General features: G+C 71.9%; 9 protein-coding genes. 3 read left to right on the top strand and 6 right to left on the bottom strand.

What is annotated here, in order from left to right; all coding sequences use genetic code 11:
* Positions 1–70 precede the first annotated feature (70 nt).
* The 4 genes from POL25_RS12680 to POL25_RS12695 all read right to left on the bottom strand — a co-directional run bounded on the left by POL25_RS12680 (position 71) and on the right by POL25_RS12695 (position 6,505).
* Positions 71–1,873, bottom strand: coding sequence for a hypothetical protein (locus POL25_RS12680; protein ID WP_272086238.1), 1,803 nt, complete (start codon positions 1,871–1,873; stop codon positions 71–73).
* A 441-nt stretch (positions 1,874–2,314) separates the two neighbouring features.
* Positions 2,315–3,874, bottom strand: coding sequence for a serine/threonine protein kinase (locus tag POL25_RS12685; RefSeq protein ID WP_272086239.1), 1,560 nt, complete (start codon positions 3,872–3,874; stop codon positions 2,315–2,317).
* A gap of 180 nt (positions 3,875–4,054) precedes the next feature.
* Complete coding sequence (locus POL25_RS12690) at positions 4,055–5,518, bottom strand: ABC transporter substrate-binding protein (RefSeq protein ID WP_272086240.1); 1,464 nt, start codon at positions 5,516–5,518, stop codon at positions 4,055–4,057.
* A 261-nt stretch (positions 5,519–5,779) separates the two neighbouring features.
* Entirely contained in the window at positions 5,780–6,505 is a 726-nt protein-coding gene (locus POL25_RS12695) for a hypothetical protein (RefSeq protein WP_272086241.1), read from the bottom strand.
* Positions 6,506–6,629: 124 nt separating this feature from the next.
* Here POL25_RS12695 and POL25_RS12700 point away from each other — a divergent pair, with 124 nt between their 5' ends.
* Positions 6,630–9,878: a serine/threonine-protein kinase gene (locus POL25_RS12700; RefSeq protein WP_272086242.1), complete on the top strand. Its 3,249-nt coding sequence runs from the start codon at positions 6,630–6,632 to the stop codon at positions 9,876–9,878.
* 499 nt (positions 9,879–10,377) lie between these two features.
* Here POL25_RS12700 and POL25_RS12705 read toward each other — a convergent pair whose 3' ends face one another.
* A complete protein-coding gene (locus tag POL25_RS12705; protein ID WP_272086243.1) occupies positions 10,378–11,388 on the bottom strand; it encodes an ADYC domain-containing protein in 1,011 nt (336 codons plus the stop codon).
* A gap of 200 nt (positions 11,389–11,588) precedes the next feature.
* Between POL25_RS12705 and POL25_RS12710 the strand changes: the two genes are divergently transcribed.
* Together POL25_RS12710 and POL25_RS12715 are read left to right on the top strand one after the other, a co-directional pair.
* The gene (locus tag POL25_RS12710; protein WP_272086244.1) at positions 11,589–12,203 is read left to right on the top strand and encodes an RNA polymerase sigma factor; all 615 of its coding nucleotides are present in this window, start codon (positions 11,589–11,591) and stop codon (positions 12,201–12,203) included.
* Positions 12,204–12,333: 130 nt separating this feature from the next.
* A complete protein-coding gene (locus POL25_RS12715) occupies positions 12,334–15,555 on the top strand; it encodes a serine/threonine-protein kinase (RefSeq protein WP_272086245.1) in 3,222 nt (1,073 codons plus the stop codon).
* Positions 15,556–16,011: 456 nt separating this feature from the next.
* Here POL25_RS12715 and POL25_RS12720 read toward each other — a convergent pair whose 3' ends face one another.
* A complete protein-coding gene (locus tag POL25_RS12720) occupies positions 16,012–17,313 on the bottom strand; it encodes a reverse transcriptase family protein (RefSeq protein WP_272086246.1) in 1,302 nt (433 codons plus the stop codon).
* Between the last annotated feature and the right edge of the window lie 2 nt (positions 17,314–17,315).

The following is a 17,315-nucleotide window of genomic DNA, read 5'->3' on the forward strand; positions in this document are numbered from 1 at the left end:
TCGAGCCGACTCAGCGCGCCCGCTCGAACAGCGGCAGCGGCTCCTGCTCCTGCGACACGCTCGAGCCGAATCAGCGCTCCCGTTCGAACAGCGGCAGCGGCGGCTCCAGCTCCTGCGGCGCCAGATAAGCCCCGTCGACCACCACGAACCTCGTCGTCGTCGCCCCACGCTCGTTGTCCGTGTACTCGACCTCGAGCCGCTCTCCGCCGTCCTCCGTCACGAACCGGCACCGGGCCGCGCGCAGTTGTCCCGCCGCCGTCACCGAATTGCAGACCTCGCCGCGCATCAGCAGCGCATCGCTGCCGGGCGACAGGCGGACATCGAAGTGGCGGCGGTCGACCAGCCGGCTCATGCGCGCATCGACCTCATAAAAACGATCGGCGTCGACGAACGCCACCTCGATCGGCAGCTCGCGCAACGGGCGACGCGCCACCCACCAGCCCTCCGGCGCCGGCGACAGCGCGTACTCGCCTTCGTCTGCGTCCCCTTCGATGCGCAGCCGCTCTCCCTTCGCCGAGATCGTCCAGCGCACGGGCGGCTGGCCTTCGCGCTTCGACCACGTGCCCGTCAGCGCCGCGCCCCTCTGCTTCGCCTCGCTCGCCGTCGGCGGCCTCGGCTTCGGCATCGGCTCGCGCACCGCGTCCGACCACGCGCTCACCAGCGCCGCCGGCGAACACGCGCGATCGGCCTCGAGCATCACCGGCGTCATCGCCGTGCACAGCCGCTGCGCCAGCGGCTGCGACGCGCACCGCACGACCTTCTCGCGGCTCTTCTGCAGGTAGTGGAGCCGCGCCACCGCGTCGGTCGGTGCTCCCGCGAACGCCAGCGCCGGCACCATCTCGTCCCATGTTCGCTCGGCCGCGAACTGGCACTGTCCCTCCGCGGTGAACGGCCCGGCGCGGCGGTCGCGATGCACCGCCTTGCGAGCGGCCAACCCGTCCGCGTACTGCTTCGCGACCACCAGCTCGCCCGCGAGTTCGCCGTCGAAGCCGAACGGATCGGTCGTGCCCTTGCAGACCACGCGCGGGGGCAAGAACGCCTCGCGGACCTCGCACGTCGCGGGCTCCGGTCGCCAGCGCCGATCCGGGTCCACCTTCCAGCGCACGCTGGTCCCGTCGGCCGCGCGCATGAACACCCCGCCGCTGTCACACACCAGCAGCTCGCCGCCGGCGCCGCGCCAGCCGCCGGCGACCTCGTAGACCGCGCCGCCGCGCGCCACCACGTTGCGATACGACCAGCCGGCCGGCTCGCCAGGCGCGCTGCGCAGCAGCAGCAGGCACGGCGCGATCAACTCGAACGGCTCTCGCGCCCCGTCAAGCCGCACCCGCACCGCGCCTTCGACCAGGCCGCCGTCGATCAGGTGACCTTCGAGCGTCGCCGCGATCGCTGCGAGGTCCTCGCCGAGCGCCAGCGGCGACGACCGCGACGCCGGCACCCGCAGCTCGGCGACGACAGCCTGCGGCGCCAGCTCCTTCCACGTCGGATCCATCGCAGCGGCGCGGAAGCAGACGTCGATCCCCGGCCTCGCCGCGAACTGGGCGCACACGACGAAGCCCGCCGGCTGCCAGCTGTGCTCCGGCTCCCCGTAGACCGCTCGCACGCGCTCCAGCGTCGTGCCGACGCCCACGCCCTCCGCGGTGGTCGGCACCGGCCCGACCGCCCGCAGCGACGCCACGCGCATCTGGGCCGGGTCGACGTCGGCCACGACCTGCGGCTGACCGTCCTGCGCGAGCGTCCAGGTCCCGCTGACGCGGAAGGTGATCGGTCTGGGCGCGCCGTCCTGCACGAAGGAAGCGCTGCCTTGTGAGCCGTTCGCCTGCAGGCCCAGCGCGGCGAGCTCCGCGTCGCGCATACCGAGGCGCAGCGGTCCCACGCCGTGCTCGTCGACTTCGTGCGGCCCGCGAGCACGCGCCGCCGCCGACGCGGGCGTCGATGCAGACGCGGGAGACGATGCCGTCGACGCGGGCGTCGGTGATGAAGCGGGAGACCTTGCCGCGTGCGCCGGCTGCGAGGCCGCGAGCGGCCCTTCCACGTGCGGAGCCGACGCCTCGCAAGCGAGGGCCAGCAGGATCGCAAGAGAAGCGAAGCGTCGCATCGGCTCGCCCCAGCTTCGCCGATTTTACGCCCGAGACCGAGCCCACCTGCCGCGAACCGGCGATTCCGCTCGGGCTTCCCCCTCTTCGCACCGCCAGGAATTCACCCGCCGCTGTCGCCCCGCCGAACATCGTCTCCGAGCGGCATGCCCCGAAGAACATGCCCGACAGCACATGCCCCGTGGGACACGTCCCGAGGGACATGCCCTCGCGGACATGTCTCACTTTTTGAAGGGGTTCTTGATCTCTTCGTCGCCCTCGTCGGCCTGCGGCTCGACCTTGGCCTCGGCCTGCGGCTTGTTGGGCCGCTTCTCGGGCTTCGACTTGGGCGTGGGCGCCGGCGTCGGCGTCGGCGTCGGCGTCGGCGTCGGCTCGACCTTGGCGACGAGCTGGCGCTCGAACGACTTGTCCTGGTTGGGGACCACCTCGATCACCAGGTCGTCGTGGCCGGCCGCGCGGAGGATCAGCTTGCGCGGCTCGTCGGACTTGCGGACCTCGAACCCGCCGTCGTCATTGGTCACGCCGAGCTGGCCCTGGTCCTCGGCGTCGAGGATCTGCGCCTGCACCCCCGGCGTGGCGATCTTGAAGCGCACGCGCTCGGTCTCCGGCGCGGCGGGGCGGGGCTCGACGATCGGCGCCGGGGTCGGCGGCACGATCACCGGCGCGGCCACCGGCGCGAGCGGGGGCAGGCCGCTGTCGATCGGCACCATCGCGTAGACGACCGCGCCGACGGCCACCACCGCCGACAGCACGCTGAGCCACACCCAGCTGCGCTGCTGCGCCGTGGGCACCGCGTTGAAGCGGGCGGTCACGGGGCCCCAGGGGGTCTTGATCTCCTCGTCGACGACGGTGACCGGGCTCGCGCCGGTGCCGACGGCCTCGACCGCGGCGGCCATCTCGTTCATCGACTGGAACCGCAGGGTGCGGTCCTTCTGCATCGCCTTGAGGATGATCGCGCCGACCTCCTCGGGGATGTTCGGGTGGCGGATGTCGGGCACCTCGAACATGTGGCGGTTGAGCACCTCCATCATGGTGACGCCCGAGAACGGGATCTTGCTGGTGAGCAGCTCGAACAGCAGGACGCCGAGCGCGTAGATGTCGCCGCGGTGGTCGACCGACTGGCCCCAGCCCTGCTCGGGGGACATGTACTCGGGGGTGCCGACGACCACGCCGCTCTGGGTCAGGCCCTTGACCTCGGGATCGTGGCTTAGGACCTTGGCGATGCCGAAGTCGAGCACCTTGACGTGGTCGACGGCGCTGCCGCGCTTGACCAGCAGGATGTTGCCCGGCTTGATGTCGCGGTGCACGATGCCCTGGTCGTGCGCGGCCTGCAGCGCGCTGCAGACCTGCAGCAGGACCGGCCGCACGCGCTTCCACGGCAGCGGGCCGGCGTCGCCGAGCACCTGGGCCAGGTCCTTGCCGTGCAGGTACTCCATGACGAAGAACGGCTGGCCGTCGGGCGTCTTGCCGAAGTCGGTGATCTCGACGACGTTCGGGTGGTTGATCATCGAGGCCGACCGGGCCTCGCGCATGAAGCGGTCGACGTGGTCCTCGCGCAGCGACAGCTGGGCGCTCAGGACCTTGATCGCGAACTTCTTGAGGATCGTGGTGTGCTCGGCCAGGTAGACCGCACCCATGCCGCCGTCGCCGATGCGCTCGAGCACCTGATAGCGGCCGAGCAGCAGGCTGCCGACGAGGTCGGCGCCGATGCCCCCGCCGCGGCTGGCCTCGGGGGCGTCGCTGATGGCCGTGGCGATGCCGGAGGCCGACGTTCGGACCATCGTCTTCGGAGTCTCGATACCTGCCACCTTCAGCTCCCGGCGCTCTTCAGCCTACACGAGGAAACCAAGTCGGCGAGCCCGCCGCAAAAAATCCGCGCCCCGCCGCCGTCCTCGCCGACCGTCCTGAACCGTATGCCAGCGGCGATGGAGCCACGATTGCGGACGTTTGCCCCGCCTGGCTCACATCTCCTCCATCACCGTGTCGAAGCGGAACCCGCCCCCGTCGGAAACGATGGTCCAGCGGATCACCGGCGCCGTGGTCTCCTCCGTCGCCGGGTCGTAGTCCAGCTCGCCCGAGGCGCCGCTGACGTTGATGCTCCGCTTGGCCTTGAAGGCGGTCTTGATGCCGTTCCAGGTGTTCGAGACGATGTCGTAGGTCTCGCCGGCGCTGATCTTCGTCAGCCCCTCGGCCATCGCCGGACCCTCGATCTTCTGCCCGTTCTGGAAGAACGACCAGGCCGCGCCGTAGATGGCCAGCCAGGTCGCGTCGTAGGTGTGCGACGCGTACGAGGCGTCCATCGCCTTCTCGGGGAAGGTCGCGTCGTAGGTGGTGTTGAAGAACTGATAGACCTTGCGCGCCGTCGGCTCGCCGGGGAACACGCCGCGGACGTTGGGGTACAGCCCGGCCGCCTTGGTCTGGGTCTGTGTGATCACGTCGACGTTGTAGGCCGTGTCACCGAAGAAGATCTTGACCGCGGGGTCGGCATAAAACGGGTTGGCGCCGGCCGCATTGAGGAAGCTCGTGACCTGGGCGACGTCCGAGGCGATGAAGACGATGGCGAAGTCCTCGGGCCCGGCGTGCTGGTTGGCGATCTCGACGACCTTGCTCGGGATCTCGCTCGGGCTCTGGTACTCGTCGAGGGTGATCGTGGCGCCGAAGTTCTTCTGCAGCTCGATCGCCAGGCCCTTGCCGTAGGTGTTGCCCTCGTAGACGACGACGGCGTCGCTGACGGCCTCGTCCTCCATGTACTGGGCCAGCTTGGCGCCGAGCACCGAGTCCGGCGGCGCGGTGCGCCAGAACAGCCCCGGCTTGTCAGGGTCGATGTCGCTGAGGCTGGGGCTGGTCGCCGAGGGCGAGATGATCAGCGTGCGCTCGGCGTGCTCCGCCTTGGCCAGCTCCTTGTAGACGGCCTCGGCCAGGCCCGAGGTGCCGGGCCCGACGATCGCCGGCGTGCCCAGCTCGTCGACCAGGTACTTCGCCGCCGCCACCGCGGCCTCTTCGGCGGTGAGGTCGTCGATGCTGGGGTCCTGCTGGTAGTCGCAGTGGACGATGGCGAAGTTGCGGCCGCCGAGGCCGCTCTTGTTGGCCTCCATCACCGCGAGGGTGGCCGCGTTGACGAGGATCCGGTCGCCGGTGGTCTCGGTGTGGTCGAACAGCGAGCCGAACACGATGAGGTCGCGGGACTTGTCCGGGGCCTCGAACAGGTCGACGGGGTACACCTCGTCGCAGCGCTCGAACACCTCCGCCTTCTCGCACAGCTGCTGCTCCCCGCAGGCGTACCCGAGCCCGAAAGCACCCCGGCAGTCGGCGCTGCTCGAGCAGGGCGCGTAGTCGACGCTGGAGACCGCCGAACAGCCGAGAATCGCCGCGACCGCGGCCCCCAACACAGGCGGGCCGGCGCGACGAGAGAGGAGGTGCTGCATCGGCGGCATCTTATGCCAAAAAACCAGCGTCTTCCCACCTCGCCACCGTGACCCGGCACGCACGACCGTCAACCGTTTTACGGGCAACATCCGTGTTTACACCGTCGCGGACGGCTGCTCCCGTGGCCTTTGAGCCCCCGGCGGCGCGAGCGCGCGCACACGGGCGGCCGGCACGAACCGGGGCCGCGAGCCCTGTCGCCTGGCCTCGAGGGCATGTCGCGAAGGGCATGTCACGGAGGACATGTCAGAAGGGACATGCCCTCAGGGCCAGGCGTCGACCGGCGCGGTGGCCTCGGCGACCAACGCCGCGGCCTTGAGCGCCCCCTCGAGCGCGCGCGAGCCCTGCAGGCGATCGCCGGCCGCGAGGTGGCCGGCGGCGGCCGATCTGAACCAAGGGCCAGCCGCGGTCGCGGCCCGCCAGGCCCGCGCCCGCGCCCGCGCGGCGAACACCCACGCCTCCGCGGCGCCGACAGTGCCGGGGGCATGCGAGGCCGTGTCGGCATGCGTCGATCGCGAAGCCTCGGAGGTCTCGCCCAGCGCCGCGGCTGCCTCTGTCGGCCCCGCTCCCGCGGTCCGCGAGGCATCACCTGCCGCTTCGGGGACCGCGCTTCCCAGCGCCGCGGCCGCGTCGCGGCTGAGCGCGGCGCGCCGCCAGTGACCGGCGGCTTCGAGGGCACAGCGGCCCGCGGCCAGGCGCGACGCGCCGACCTCCTCCTCGGTGAGGCTGGTCGGGCGTGCGGGGTGACGCGCCCGCACGGCCTCGATCTCGCGCTCACGATCGCCGGCGATCTGCTCGTACAACGCGGCGGCCGTCTCCGCGGCGATCGCGGCTTGCACCTGCGCAGCGGCGTGGACCGCCTGCGCGGCCGCCTGCGCCTGCCGCAGCAGCCCGGGCGTGACCTCGCCGGTGACCGCGAGCCCGAGGCGTCGCTGCAGGCCCGCGATCGCGGCGCTCTCGGTCGAGACGTCCCCCTCGTCGGCGAGCACCGCCAGCGCTTCGAGCAGGCTGCGAACCGCGCGTCCGGCGGGTCCTGGAGCGAGCTGCGGTGCGGTGGGCTGTGGCGCCTCGCTCAAGCGTCCTCGGCGAGCGGGATGGTACACTGCCCGCCCGTTGGAGTCCAAGGAGCCCATCCGCCCGACCCTGGCCGCGAGCGTCAGCTTCGACCGCACGCTGGCGGGTCCGGCCGAGCCGACGCGGCCGCCGAGCCTGGTCGACACCCGGGCCGAGACGTTCGGCGGGGAGCGCCGGGCGAGCGACCGGCAGATCCAGCACGGCAAGCTGATCGGCCGCTACATGGTCCTCAGCCCGCTCGGCTCCGGCGGCATGGGCGTCGTGTATGCGGCGTACGATCCGCAGCTCGACCGCAAGGTCGCGCTCAAGCTGCTGCACCCCGAGGCGGTGTCGGCCAGCGGCGCGACCCAGAGCAAGATCGACGGCCAGGAGCGACTGCTGCGCGAGGCCCAGGCGATGGCCCGCCTGCACCACCCCAACGTCGTCGCCGTGCACGACGTCGGCAAGTACGACGAGCGCATCTTCATCGCCATGGAGTTCGTCGACGGCGGCACGCTCAAGCAGTGGCTGCGCGCCCGCCCGCGCACCCGGCAGGAGGTCCTCGCCGTGTTCGCCCAGGCCGGTCGCGGGCTGCAGGCCGCGCACGAGGCCGGGCTGGTGCACCGCGACTTCAAGCCCGACAACGTGCTGGTGTCCGACAAGGGCCGGGCCCAGGTCCTCGACTTCGGCCTCGCCAAGCAGACCGAGGACGGCGAGCGACCGATCGCCGAGCGCCCGAGCACCAGCGGCGCCGTGTCCCTCAACACCGCGCTGACTCAGGTCGGGGCGATCCTCGGCACGCCCGCGTACATGTCGCCCGAGCAGCACCTCGGCGAGGCCACCGACGCGCGCACCGATCAGTTCAGCTTCTGCGTCGCCCTCTACGAGGCGCTCTACGGCACCCCGCCGTTCCACGGCGACAGCATGGCCGCCCTCGCCACCGCGGTGCTGTCCGGCGAGGTCGCCGAGGCCCCGCGCGAGTCGTCCGCGCGTGTGCCCCCGTGGCTGCGCAAGATCTTGCTGCGCGGCCTCGCCGTCGACCCCGCCGACCGCTACCCCTCGCTCGCCGTCCTGCTCGACGACCTCGCGCGCGACCCGAGCTCGCAGCGGCGGCGCTGGATCTTCGCCGTCGGCGCGGCCGCGGCCGTGGCCCTCGGCGCGGCCGGGTGGGCCCAGCTGCGGGCCCACAGCGACGCCCTGTGCGAGGCGGCCCGCGACCAGCTGCAGGGCGTGTGGGACCCGGGGCGCAAGCAGCAGGTCCAGGCCGCCTTCGCCGCCGCCGGCGACCCGGCCTTCACCGCCGAGACCTTCCGCCGCGTCGAGGCCGCGCTCGACCTCTACGCCGCGACCTGGACCTCGACGCAGATCGTCACGTGCCGGGCCGCCCAGACCGCCGCGGCCGTCGGCGACGAGCTCGGCGGCCTGCGCAGCGCCTGCCTGGCCCGCCGCCTCAACGAGCTGCGCTCGGTCGTCGACGTGCTGGCCCGCGCCGACCGCCAGGTGGTCGAGCGCGCCGTCAACGTGGTCGCCGGCCTCGGCGACGTCGCGGCCTGCAGCGACGAGGAGCTGCTGCGCTCGAGCGTGGTCCCGCCGCCGACCGAGGCCGTGCGGGCCCAGGCCTCGGAGCTGCGCTCGCGCCTCGACGCCGCCCGCGCCGAGGCGCGCTCGGGCCAGTACGGCCCCGGCCTGTCGCAGGTGCAGGCGGTGGCCGTCGAGGCGCGCGCGCTGGCCTACGCGCCGCTGCTCGCCGAGGCGCAGCTGGCTCTCGGTGACCTCGAGGCCATGTCGGGTCGGGCCCGCGAGGCCGAGGCCGCCTACGCCGACGCGATCCGGGCCGCTGCCGCCGGTCGCCACCCGCGGGCCGCCGCCGAGGCGTGGGTCCAGCTGGTCGACAACATCGGCGGGCGCCAGGCCCAGGCCGAACGGGCGCTCGGCCTGCGTCTGGCCGCCGAGGCCGCGCTCGCCTGGGACGGCTCCGATCCTGTCCTTCAGGCCAGGTTCCTCACCGCCCTCGCGCGCATCCGCCTCAACCAGGGCGACTCGACCGACGCCGCCGAGCTGGCGATCCGCGCGCTCGCGCTGCTCGAGGGCCAGGCCGCGCCGGCGGCCGGCGACGTCGGCCGCCAGCTCGAGCGCGCCAATGTGATCACCATGCTCGGCAAGGCCGCTTACTCGCGCGGCGAGTTCGAGCAGGCCGACGGCCACTATCAATCCGTGCTGGCGATCCGGCGCGAGGCGCTGGGCCCCGACCACCCCGACGTCGCCTCGGCGCTCAACGACCTCGGCGACAACGACTACGCCCGCGGCCGCTATGCCGAGGCCCGCGCCGCGCTCGAGCAGGCGCTGGTGCTGCGGACCCGCGTGCTCGGGCCCGACCACCCCGACCTCAGCAACACCGAGACCAGCCTCGGCGCGCTGTTCTACGCGACCGCCGACTACCGGGCCGCGCGCGACCACTACGCCCGCGCGGTCGCCATCCGCGGCGCCGCGCTGGGGCCCGACCACCCGCGCACGGCCGGCGCTTTGATGAATCTCGGCAACGCCGAGATCGTGCTCGGCGACCTCGACCGCGCCTACGAGCACTACGAGGCCGCGCGGGCGATCCAGGAGCGCGTGCTCGGGCCGGAGCACCCGGAGCTGGCCTACTCGCTGACCAACCTCGGGTTCGTGCTGCGCAACTTCACCAAGCAGGACCGCCTGGCCGAGAGCATCCGCTACTACGAGCGGGCGCTGCAGATCCGCGAGAAGACGCTGGCGCCGGACGACCCGACGATCGGCCACACCCTCGACAACCTCGGCGAGGCCCAGGCGGCCGCCGGCAAGCTGCCGCAGGCGCTCGTCACTCTCGGCCGGGCCCTGCAGATCCGCGAGAAGACCTTCGGGCCCGACCACCCCGACGTCGCCGCCACGCTGCTCAACCTCGGCGACGCCACCGCCCGCAGCGGGGCGCCGCAGGAGGCGCTGGCACTGCTGCGGCGGGCCCTGCAGATCCTCGGCCGCGCCCTCGGCCCCGACCATCCCGACGTCGGCCTGGCGCTGATCGCCCTGGCCCGCGTCGAGGTCGACGCGCACGACCCCGCCGCCGCTGGCCACGCCGAACAGGCGGTGAAGATCCTCGAAGCCGCCGCCGACGTGTCCCCGGGCGACCGCGCCGAGGCCCAGTTCCTGCTGGCCCGGACCCTCGCCGACCGCCCACGTGCGCTCGAGCTGGCGAACCTGGCCCGCGAGAACTACGCCCGTGATCCCAATGCCGATCCGCAGGCGCTGACGCGCGTCGACGCCTGGCTCAAGAAGCAGGGCCAGCGCTGACGAGATGTCCCGAGGGACATGTCGATCTCGGGCCGCGCGACGGCCGAACGACATGACTCGCGAGACAGGTGTCGTTAGTCAGCGCTGACGCGCGTCGACGCCTGGCTCAAGAAGCAGGGCCAGCGCTGATAGGCTGTCCCGAGGGACATGTCGATTTGCGGCCGCGCGACGGCCGAACTGCATGGCCCGAGAGGTAGCTGTCTTCAGGTCGATCGTCGACCTGGCCCGAGAGACAGCCGCGTCGTTCTGTCCTGAGAGACATCCGCCGGGCTCGGCGTCACGCCATTCCGACATGTCATCCCGGACGCGTCATACTTTATAGAAAAAATAGGTCGTCTCGATGGACATGGATAGGCGTTAGCGTCCATCGAGACCGCGATACGAATAGAGGACACGTGACATCTTCGGTCCGCTCGCATAGCGCGAGAGCGGCGCGCGCCGGGGCCGGTTCGTGGCAGGACCCGGCGCGCGCCCGAGGAACCCCTGGCGAGGCGCGAGCTCAGGGGGCTTTGGTCCAGAAGAGGCCGTCGGAGAAGTCATCGAGATCGGAGCTCTTGCAGTCTGGCAGCGCCGCGCCGTTGCACTCGACGCCGGTCAGCTGGAATTCGGGGCGACGCGGGCGGGTCACGCAGGCGGCGCCCTTGGGGCCGAAGATCGCCTCGGTCTTGAGGGTCGAGTTGGCGAAGTTGTGGATGCCCCACTTGTCCTCGAGGTCGATCGCCGTGCCCGATTTGGTCCACGAGTCGCCGTCGCCGCAGTAGTCGGCGCGGATCGTGCGGATGGCGCCCATGAACTCGTAGTAGCCGATGTCCCACGGGCGGTAGCCCCACAGCGCGGCCTTGCCGATGCCGCCGTCGAGACAGGCGATGTTGATCAGGTCTTCCTTGTGGTCGACGTAGCCGTCGTCCATGTCGACGTGCAGGCCCTCGTAGACCACCGCCTCGAGGCCCTCGCCGTTGAGGTCGCCGCACGCGGCCAGCAGCGAGGTGTTTTTGATCGACTGGTACTTCTTGGTGTAGAAGTGCATCCCGTAGGCCGGGTCCTTCGGGTACGCGAACACGTACTTGTGATTTTGGTCGGCGCTGTCGAAGCGATACGAGTGGACGTACATCGTGCGCTTGCCCAGGCCGCCGCCGAAGGTGGCGAGCTCCCAGCGCGAGCCGGTGAAGTCCTTGCCCTTGTAGACGGTCCCCTTGACGCGGCCGTACAGCTGGCCCTTCTCCGACCACTGCTCGTCGAGCTTCAGCCAGGTGACCTGGTCCTTGTACATGATCTTGAGGTAGACCCCGAGCAGCTGGACGTCCTCGTGCTTCTCGCCCTTGCGGTTGATCTCGTGCAGCAGGTGATCGCCGATCGCGCTGGTGTTGAGGAGCAGGCCGCCGTTGCCGAAACCACCGGGGCGAAAGTCGACATCGCCGGGTGCGCCGAACTCGTCGTCGAGGGCCTCGTCACAGGCAGAAGCGGCCGAAAGGGACAGGGCGAGGGCGAGGAGGAGTTGGGTGCGGGACATCATGGGCTCCGGGTCGGGGCGACGCTTTCGCGTTCCTCCTTAGAAGTGATCGGGCCCCCACGACCAATTGCGTGGCCCGACGATTTTCTTTGCCTGGGCCCGCGGGCTTGATTTCGGGCGCCCCGCGGGCCCGCGCGCAGTTTTTGGCGATCCGCCCGGGCCTGACGGACCACTCACGGTGGGGTATGATGTGGACGCCGATGCATGACGATCAGCAGCTCCTCGAGTCCTGGCGCCGAGGCGACGACGACGCCGGCGAGCAGCTGTTCGAGCACTACTACGAGGGGCTCTCTCGCTTCTTCCGCTCCAAGGCCGGAGACGGGGCCGCGGACCTCATCCAGCGCACGTTCCTGATCTTGCTGGAAACAAAGTCGCGGATGCGCGAGGGCACCAGCTTCCATTGCTACCTGTACGGGATCGCCCGCAACGTGCTCTACGAGCACTACCGCGGCAAGCGGCGCGACGGCGAGCGCTTCCAGCCCGACGAGAACTCGGTCGAGGACCTCGGCCCGACGCCGACGACCCTGATGGCGCAGGCGCAGGAGACCCGGCTGCTGCTGCAGGCGCTGCGCCACATCCCGCTCGAATCACAGCTGATCCTCGAGCTGTATTACTGGGAGCAGATGACGGCCAAGGAGATCGCCGACGTGCTCGAGGTCCCCGAGGGCACGGCCCGCACGCGGATCCGTCGCGCCAAGCAGCTGCTCGAGGCCCAGCTCGCCGCGCTCGCCGACACCCCTCAGCTCCTGCAGAGCACCGTGACCGACCTCGACAGCTGGGCTCAGCATCTGCGCACGGCCCTCAAGCCGCGCTAGCCGCTATCATCGCGAGGTGTCCGCCCGGGGCCCGATTTCGCGCCGATCGCAATCGTACGATCGGCGCAATTGCCGGGGCCCCGGGAGTCACTGAAACGGGGAGATGGTCCCTCTCCGCCGCGTCCCCATTTTGACCGCCGACAAGGACATCAGCCTCGAGCAGACGGCCATCTCGGCGGACGGGCACCTGTCCGAGCCGCCGGACCGCTCGCGGGCGAGGATCGCGTTCGAGGAGACCCGCATCGGCGAGTCGAGCGCGGGCGACGAGCCGCTCGACTCGCGCCCGCCCGAGGCCGACATCGGCCTGCTCGAGACGCGCCACTCGGCGGCGCCGCACGGCGACAAGCTGCCGCGCCTCGGCGACGGCGGCGACGAGCAGCGGATGAAGGCCCTCATCAAGGGCAAGCTGTTCCGCGCCCGCAGCACGCCGATCAAGATCGGTCGCTTCACGGTGCTCGACCGCCTCGGCGAGGGCGGCATGGGCGTGGTCTACACCGCGTACGACGACAAGCTCGAGCGCAAGGTCGCGGTCAAGGTCCTGCGCGGCGAGACCACCCGCGTCGACGAGACCGGGCGCCACCGACTGATGCGCGAGGCGCAGGCGATGGCCCGCCTGTCGCACCCCAACATCGTCACGGTGCACGAGGTCGGCGACTTCGAGGACCAGGTGTTCGTGGCGATGGAGTTCGTGCGCGGCATGAGCCTCGACGCGTGGATGCGCCGGCGCGACCGCTCGTGGCGCGAGGTCCTGGCGGTGTTCGTGCGAGCCGGCCGCGGCCTGCAGGCGGCCCACGCGGCCGGCATCATTCACCGCGACTTCAAGCCGCACAACGTGCTCGTCGGCGACGACGGGGCGGTCAAGGTCCTCGATTTCGGCCTGGCCCGGGCGATCGAGCACGCCGGCAGCGACGACCTGGCGATCACGGCCTCGAGCGGCGAGTCGGCCGGCCACGCGCTGATGGTGCCGCTGACGCAGACCGGCGCGATCATGGGGACGCCGGCGTACATGGCCCCGGAGCAGCACGAGGGCCGCACGGCCAGCGCCGCCAGCGATCAGTTCGCGTTCTGCATCTCGCTGTACGAGGGGCTCTACAAGCGCCACCCGTTCTCGACCGACTCGCTGGCGAGCCTGATCAGCGACGCGATCCTCGGCCGGGTCGCGCCGGCGCCGGCGGGCTCGAAGGTGCCGTCGCGGATCTACAAGGCGCTGCAGCGCGGGCTGTCGGTCGCCACCGATCGCCGGTTCGCGTCGATGGCCGACCTGCTGACCGAGCTGGAGCGCGACCCCGAGGTCCGGCGCCGGCGTGCATTCGCCGGGACCGCGCTGGCCGGGCTGGTCGGCGCGGCCGGCTTCGGCGCCGCCGCCATGCAGCAGCCCGTGGCGGCGCCGATCTGCGACGCCGCCGCCAGCGAGCTGGCCGGGGTGTGGAGCGGCGAGCGCGGCGAGGCTGTCCATTCGGCCATGTTGGCGACCGGGGTGCCGTACGCCGCCGACACCTGGTCCAAAGTACAGCCGCAGCTGCAGGCCTACGCCGACGCGTGGGTCGGCATGCGCGGCGAGGCGTGTACGACCCACGCCTCGGGCCACCAGTCGGACCCGCTGTTCGACCTGCGCACCGCCTGCCTCGACCAGCGCCGGGCCAGCTTCGCCGGGCTGGTCGACACGCTGGCCTCGGCCGACGCGGTGGTGATGGAGAAGGCGATGCAGGCGCTGGCGTCGCTGCCGACGATCGAGCGCTGCGGCGACGTCGCGGCGCTGACCGCCGAGGTCGCGCCGCCCGACGATGCGCGGGCGCGGGTGCGGGTGCAGGCGGTGCGCGAGGCGCTGGCGCGGGCGGCCGTGCAGGAGCAGGCGGGCCGCTACCACGCCGGGCTGGCGACGATCGCTTCGATGGAAGGCGAGACGGCGGCGCTCGCTTACCCGCCGCTGCGCGGCGAGGTGGCGCTGCGCCGGGGCAGCTTGCAGATGGAGGCTGGCGACTTCCCGGCCGCCGACGCGGCGTTCGGCCAGGCGCTGTGGACGGCGGTCGCCGCCGACGACGCCCGCACCGCGGCCCAGGCGGTGTCGAAGCGGATGTTCCTGCGCGCGGCTCGCATGAGCCAGCCGGCCGAGGCGCTGCGGGACCTCGAGCTGGCGCAGGCGCTGCACGTGCGGGTGAAGGACGACGTCGAGCTGACGGCCGAGTTCGAGAACAACCTCGGCGGCGTGGCGATGATGACCGGCGACTACGCCGGGGCCCGCGAGCACATGCTGGCCGCCGTGGCCGCGCGCACCGGGGCCGGCCGCCACGACACGGTCGCCAACGCGTTCACTTACAACAACCTCGGCTACCTCGCGGCCTACCTCGGCGACGCCGACGACGCGGCCCGCTACTACGGCAGCTCGCTGCAGCTCGGCGAGCGCCTGCTGGGCGCCGCCCACCCGAACGTGCTGCTGGTGCGCAGCAACGTCGGCACCGCGCTGCAGATGCAGAACCACCTGGCCGAAAGTACATCCGTGCTGCAGGCCACGGTCGACGCCCTGCGCGAGGCCGGCGCGACCGAGACGCCGACCTACGGGTGGGCGCGGGCCCGGCTCGGCTACAACGCGCTCACCGTGCGCGACCTGCCGCGCGCGCGCGCCGACTTCGAGGCCGGCCGGGCGGCGTTCCTGGCCACCGATCCCGACGAGACCAGCGCCCGCGAGGCCCTGTTCGGGCTCGGCCTGCTGGCCGCCGCGGAGCGCGACGTGAGCGGCGCGCAGGCGATCTACGACGACATCGTCGATCGCATGGAGCGCCGCTTCGGCGCCGACCACCCCGAGGCCCTGGTCGCCCGCGTGCGCTTCGGCGAGGCGCTGCTGCGGGCCGAGCGCCCGCGCGAGGCGCTACCGCAGGCCGAGCGCGTGACCGCGAAGTGCGAAGAGGCGACGCCCGACATGGCGGTGCTGTGCGCCGACGCGGCGCGTTTGACCGGCGACGCCCGCCTGGCCCTCGGTGAGGGCGAGGCGGCGAGCGAGCCGCTGCGCCGGGCGCTGGCGCTCTACGAGCAGGTGCAGGGCGCGTCGAGCCCGGAGATCGTGGCGACGCTGCGGCTGCTCGGCGAGTCGGCGCTGGCGCTGGGCCGCCGCGAGGAGGCGGTCACCCACCTGCGCCGCGCCGCCACGCTCGCGGCCGCCGGCTTCGACGCCGACCACCCGGACCTGGCCCGCACGCAATTCAGCCTGGCCCGCGCGCTGGCCGACGGCGGCGCAGCGACCCCGGAGGCCCGCGACCTGGCCGACACGGCGCTGGCCGCCTACAAGCGCCGCGGCGAGGCGTTCGCCCCCGAGTCGCAGGCGATCGCGGGCTGGCTGGCGACGCTCCCGGCCTGACCCGAAGGACAGGCGATCGGAGGTCGCCGCCGGCCTGACCCGAAGGACAGGCGAGCGCAGGTCGTCGCCGGCCTGACCCGAAGGACAGGCGAGCGCAGGTCGTCGCCGGCCTGACCCGAAGGACAGACGAGCACAGGTCGTCGCCGACATGACCCAAAGGACATGCGGACGGAGGTTGGCCCGACCTGACTCGAGGAACAGGGGAGCACAGGTCGTATGGACATGACTCCAAGGACATGTGCGTGCGGCGCCGGACGGCAGCGCTGCCGATGACCCTAAGGACAGGCGAGCACAGGTCGCCCGCGACATGACCCGCAGGACATGTAGTCGGGACGTCTCGCCGCGGCGCCGCGGCTGGCCCGAAGGACATCTCACCGGAACCACAAAAGCGAACGCCGCCCGGGCGTGGCCAGGGCGGCGGATCGTCAGCCAGTCCGCCGCATCGCGGCGGCCGGGCTACACGCGGTCGAGCGCCGCGAGCAGCTGCTTCCCGAGCTTCTTGTCGGTCATGTAGATGTAGGCGATCCGTCCGGCCAGGCTGGACAGCGTCTCGCCTTCCTTCAGCGGCTTGCCGTGGGCCAGGTTGTGCACGGCGGCCCGGACCTCGCGCTTGAACTCGCGGGTGACCCGGGGACCCTGCTTGCCGTTGACCACCAGGCCGGTGACCTGCTGGCGGCCGCCGGAGCGGTGCACGCGGGTCTTGTCCGGGTGGACGGTGAAGCCCTCGGCGGCGGCGATGATCGAGATCCCGCCGAGCAGCCCGCCGACGTGCGGCTTGCCCTTGTGCTCGTTGGGCAGGCTGAACGTCAGGTCGTCGGCGTAGCGCGTGTATCGCCAGCCGAGCTTCTTGGCCAGGCCCTGCAGGCGGCGGTCGAGCCGCAGGCACAGCGTGTTGGTGATCGCCGGGCTGGTCGGGGCCCCCTGCGGCAGGCAACGTGGCCCGAGGGACAGGTAGTAGGTCGTGCCCTCGACCTCGGCCACGTGGCGCGGCGCCTCGGTGCACAGCAGCGCCAGCAGGGTCGCGATCTGCTCGCGGTAGCCGGCCTTGCGGAACACCCCCTTGACCCGCGGCAGCGTCACCGTCGGGAAGAAGTCCTTGAGGTCGACCTTCAGCAGGATCTGCGAGTCGCGGTGGACCGCCGCGTTGGTGGCCGTCGAGCGGCCGTGCAGGAACCCGTGGGCCGCCCCGTGGACCGGCAGGCGCTCCACCACCTCGCGCAAGATCCACCGCTGCGCCGCCTTGAGCGTGCGGTGCGGGGCCCAGATCGCGCGCTTGCTGCCGTCGCGCTTGGGGATCTCGAACCGGTAGTAGTTGAGCTTCGTCGCCGCGTCGCGGTGGTACGCGAGGCGGCGCAGCTCGGCGATGCTGACCCCGAGCGCCTCGGCCAGCTCCTTCGGCTTGTCGAGCCTCGGCAGCTCGTTCTCCGCCTGGCGCTCCTCGGCGCCGGGCAGGTCCCACTTGTCGTGGTCGAGCTGGTCGTTCCAGAACACGCCCTCGCCGAGGTGGACCAGGTGCGAGGCCTTGTAGGCGAGCCACGCCTCCTTGGCCAGGCGCCGCTTCTCGGCCGCCTCGTCCTTGAGCGTCTTCTTGTAGCGCTCGAGCTCGGCCTTGCTCATGCTGTCGGTCGGCTTGCGCTCGACCAGGTAGCCCTTCTCCTTGAGCTGGGCCTCGATGTACTTGTCGCGCCCGCCCGCCGACTCGACGGCGCGCCAGGTCTCGAGCATGCGGCTGTAATCAATGCGGTTGGTATTCGCCATGA

This window comes from Nannocystis bainbridge (assembly GCF_028368995.1).
Taxonomy (GTDB): Bacteria; Myxococcota_A; Polyangia; order Nannocystales; family Nannocystaceae; genus Nannocystis; species Nannocystis bainbridge.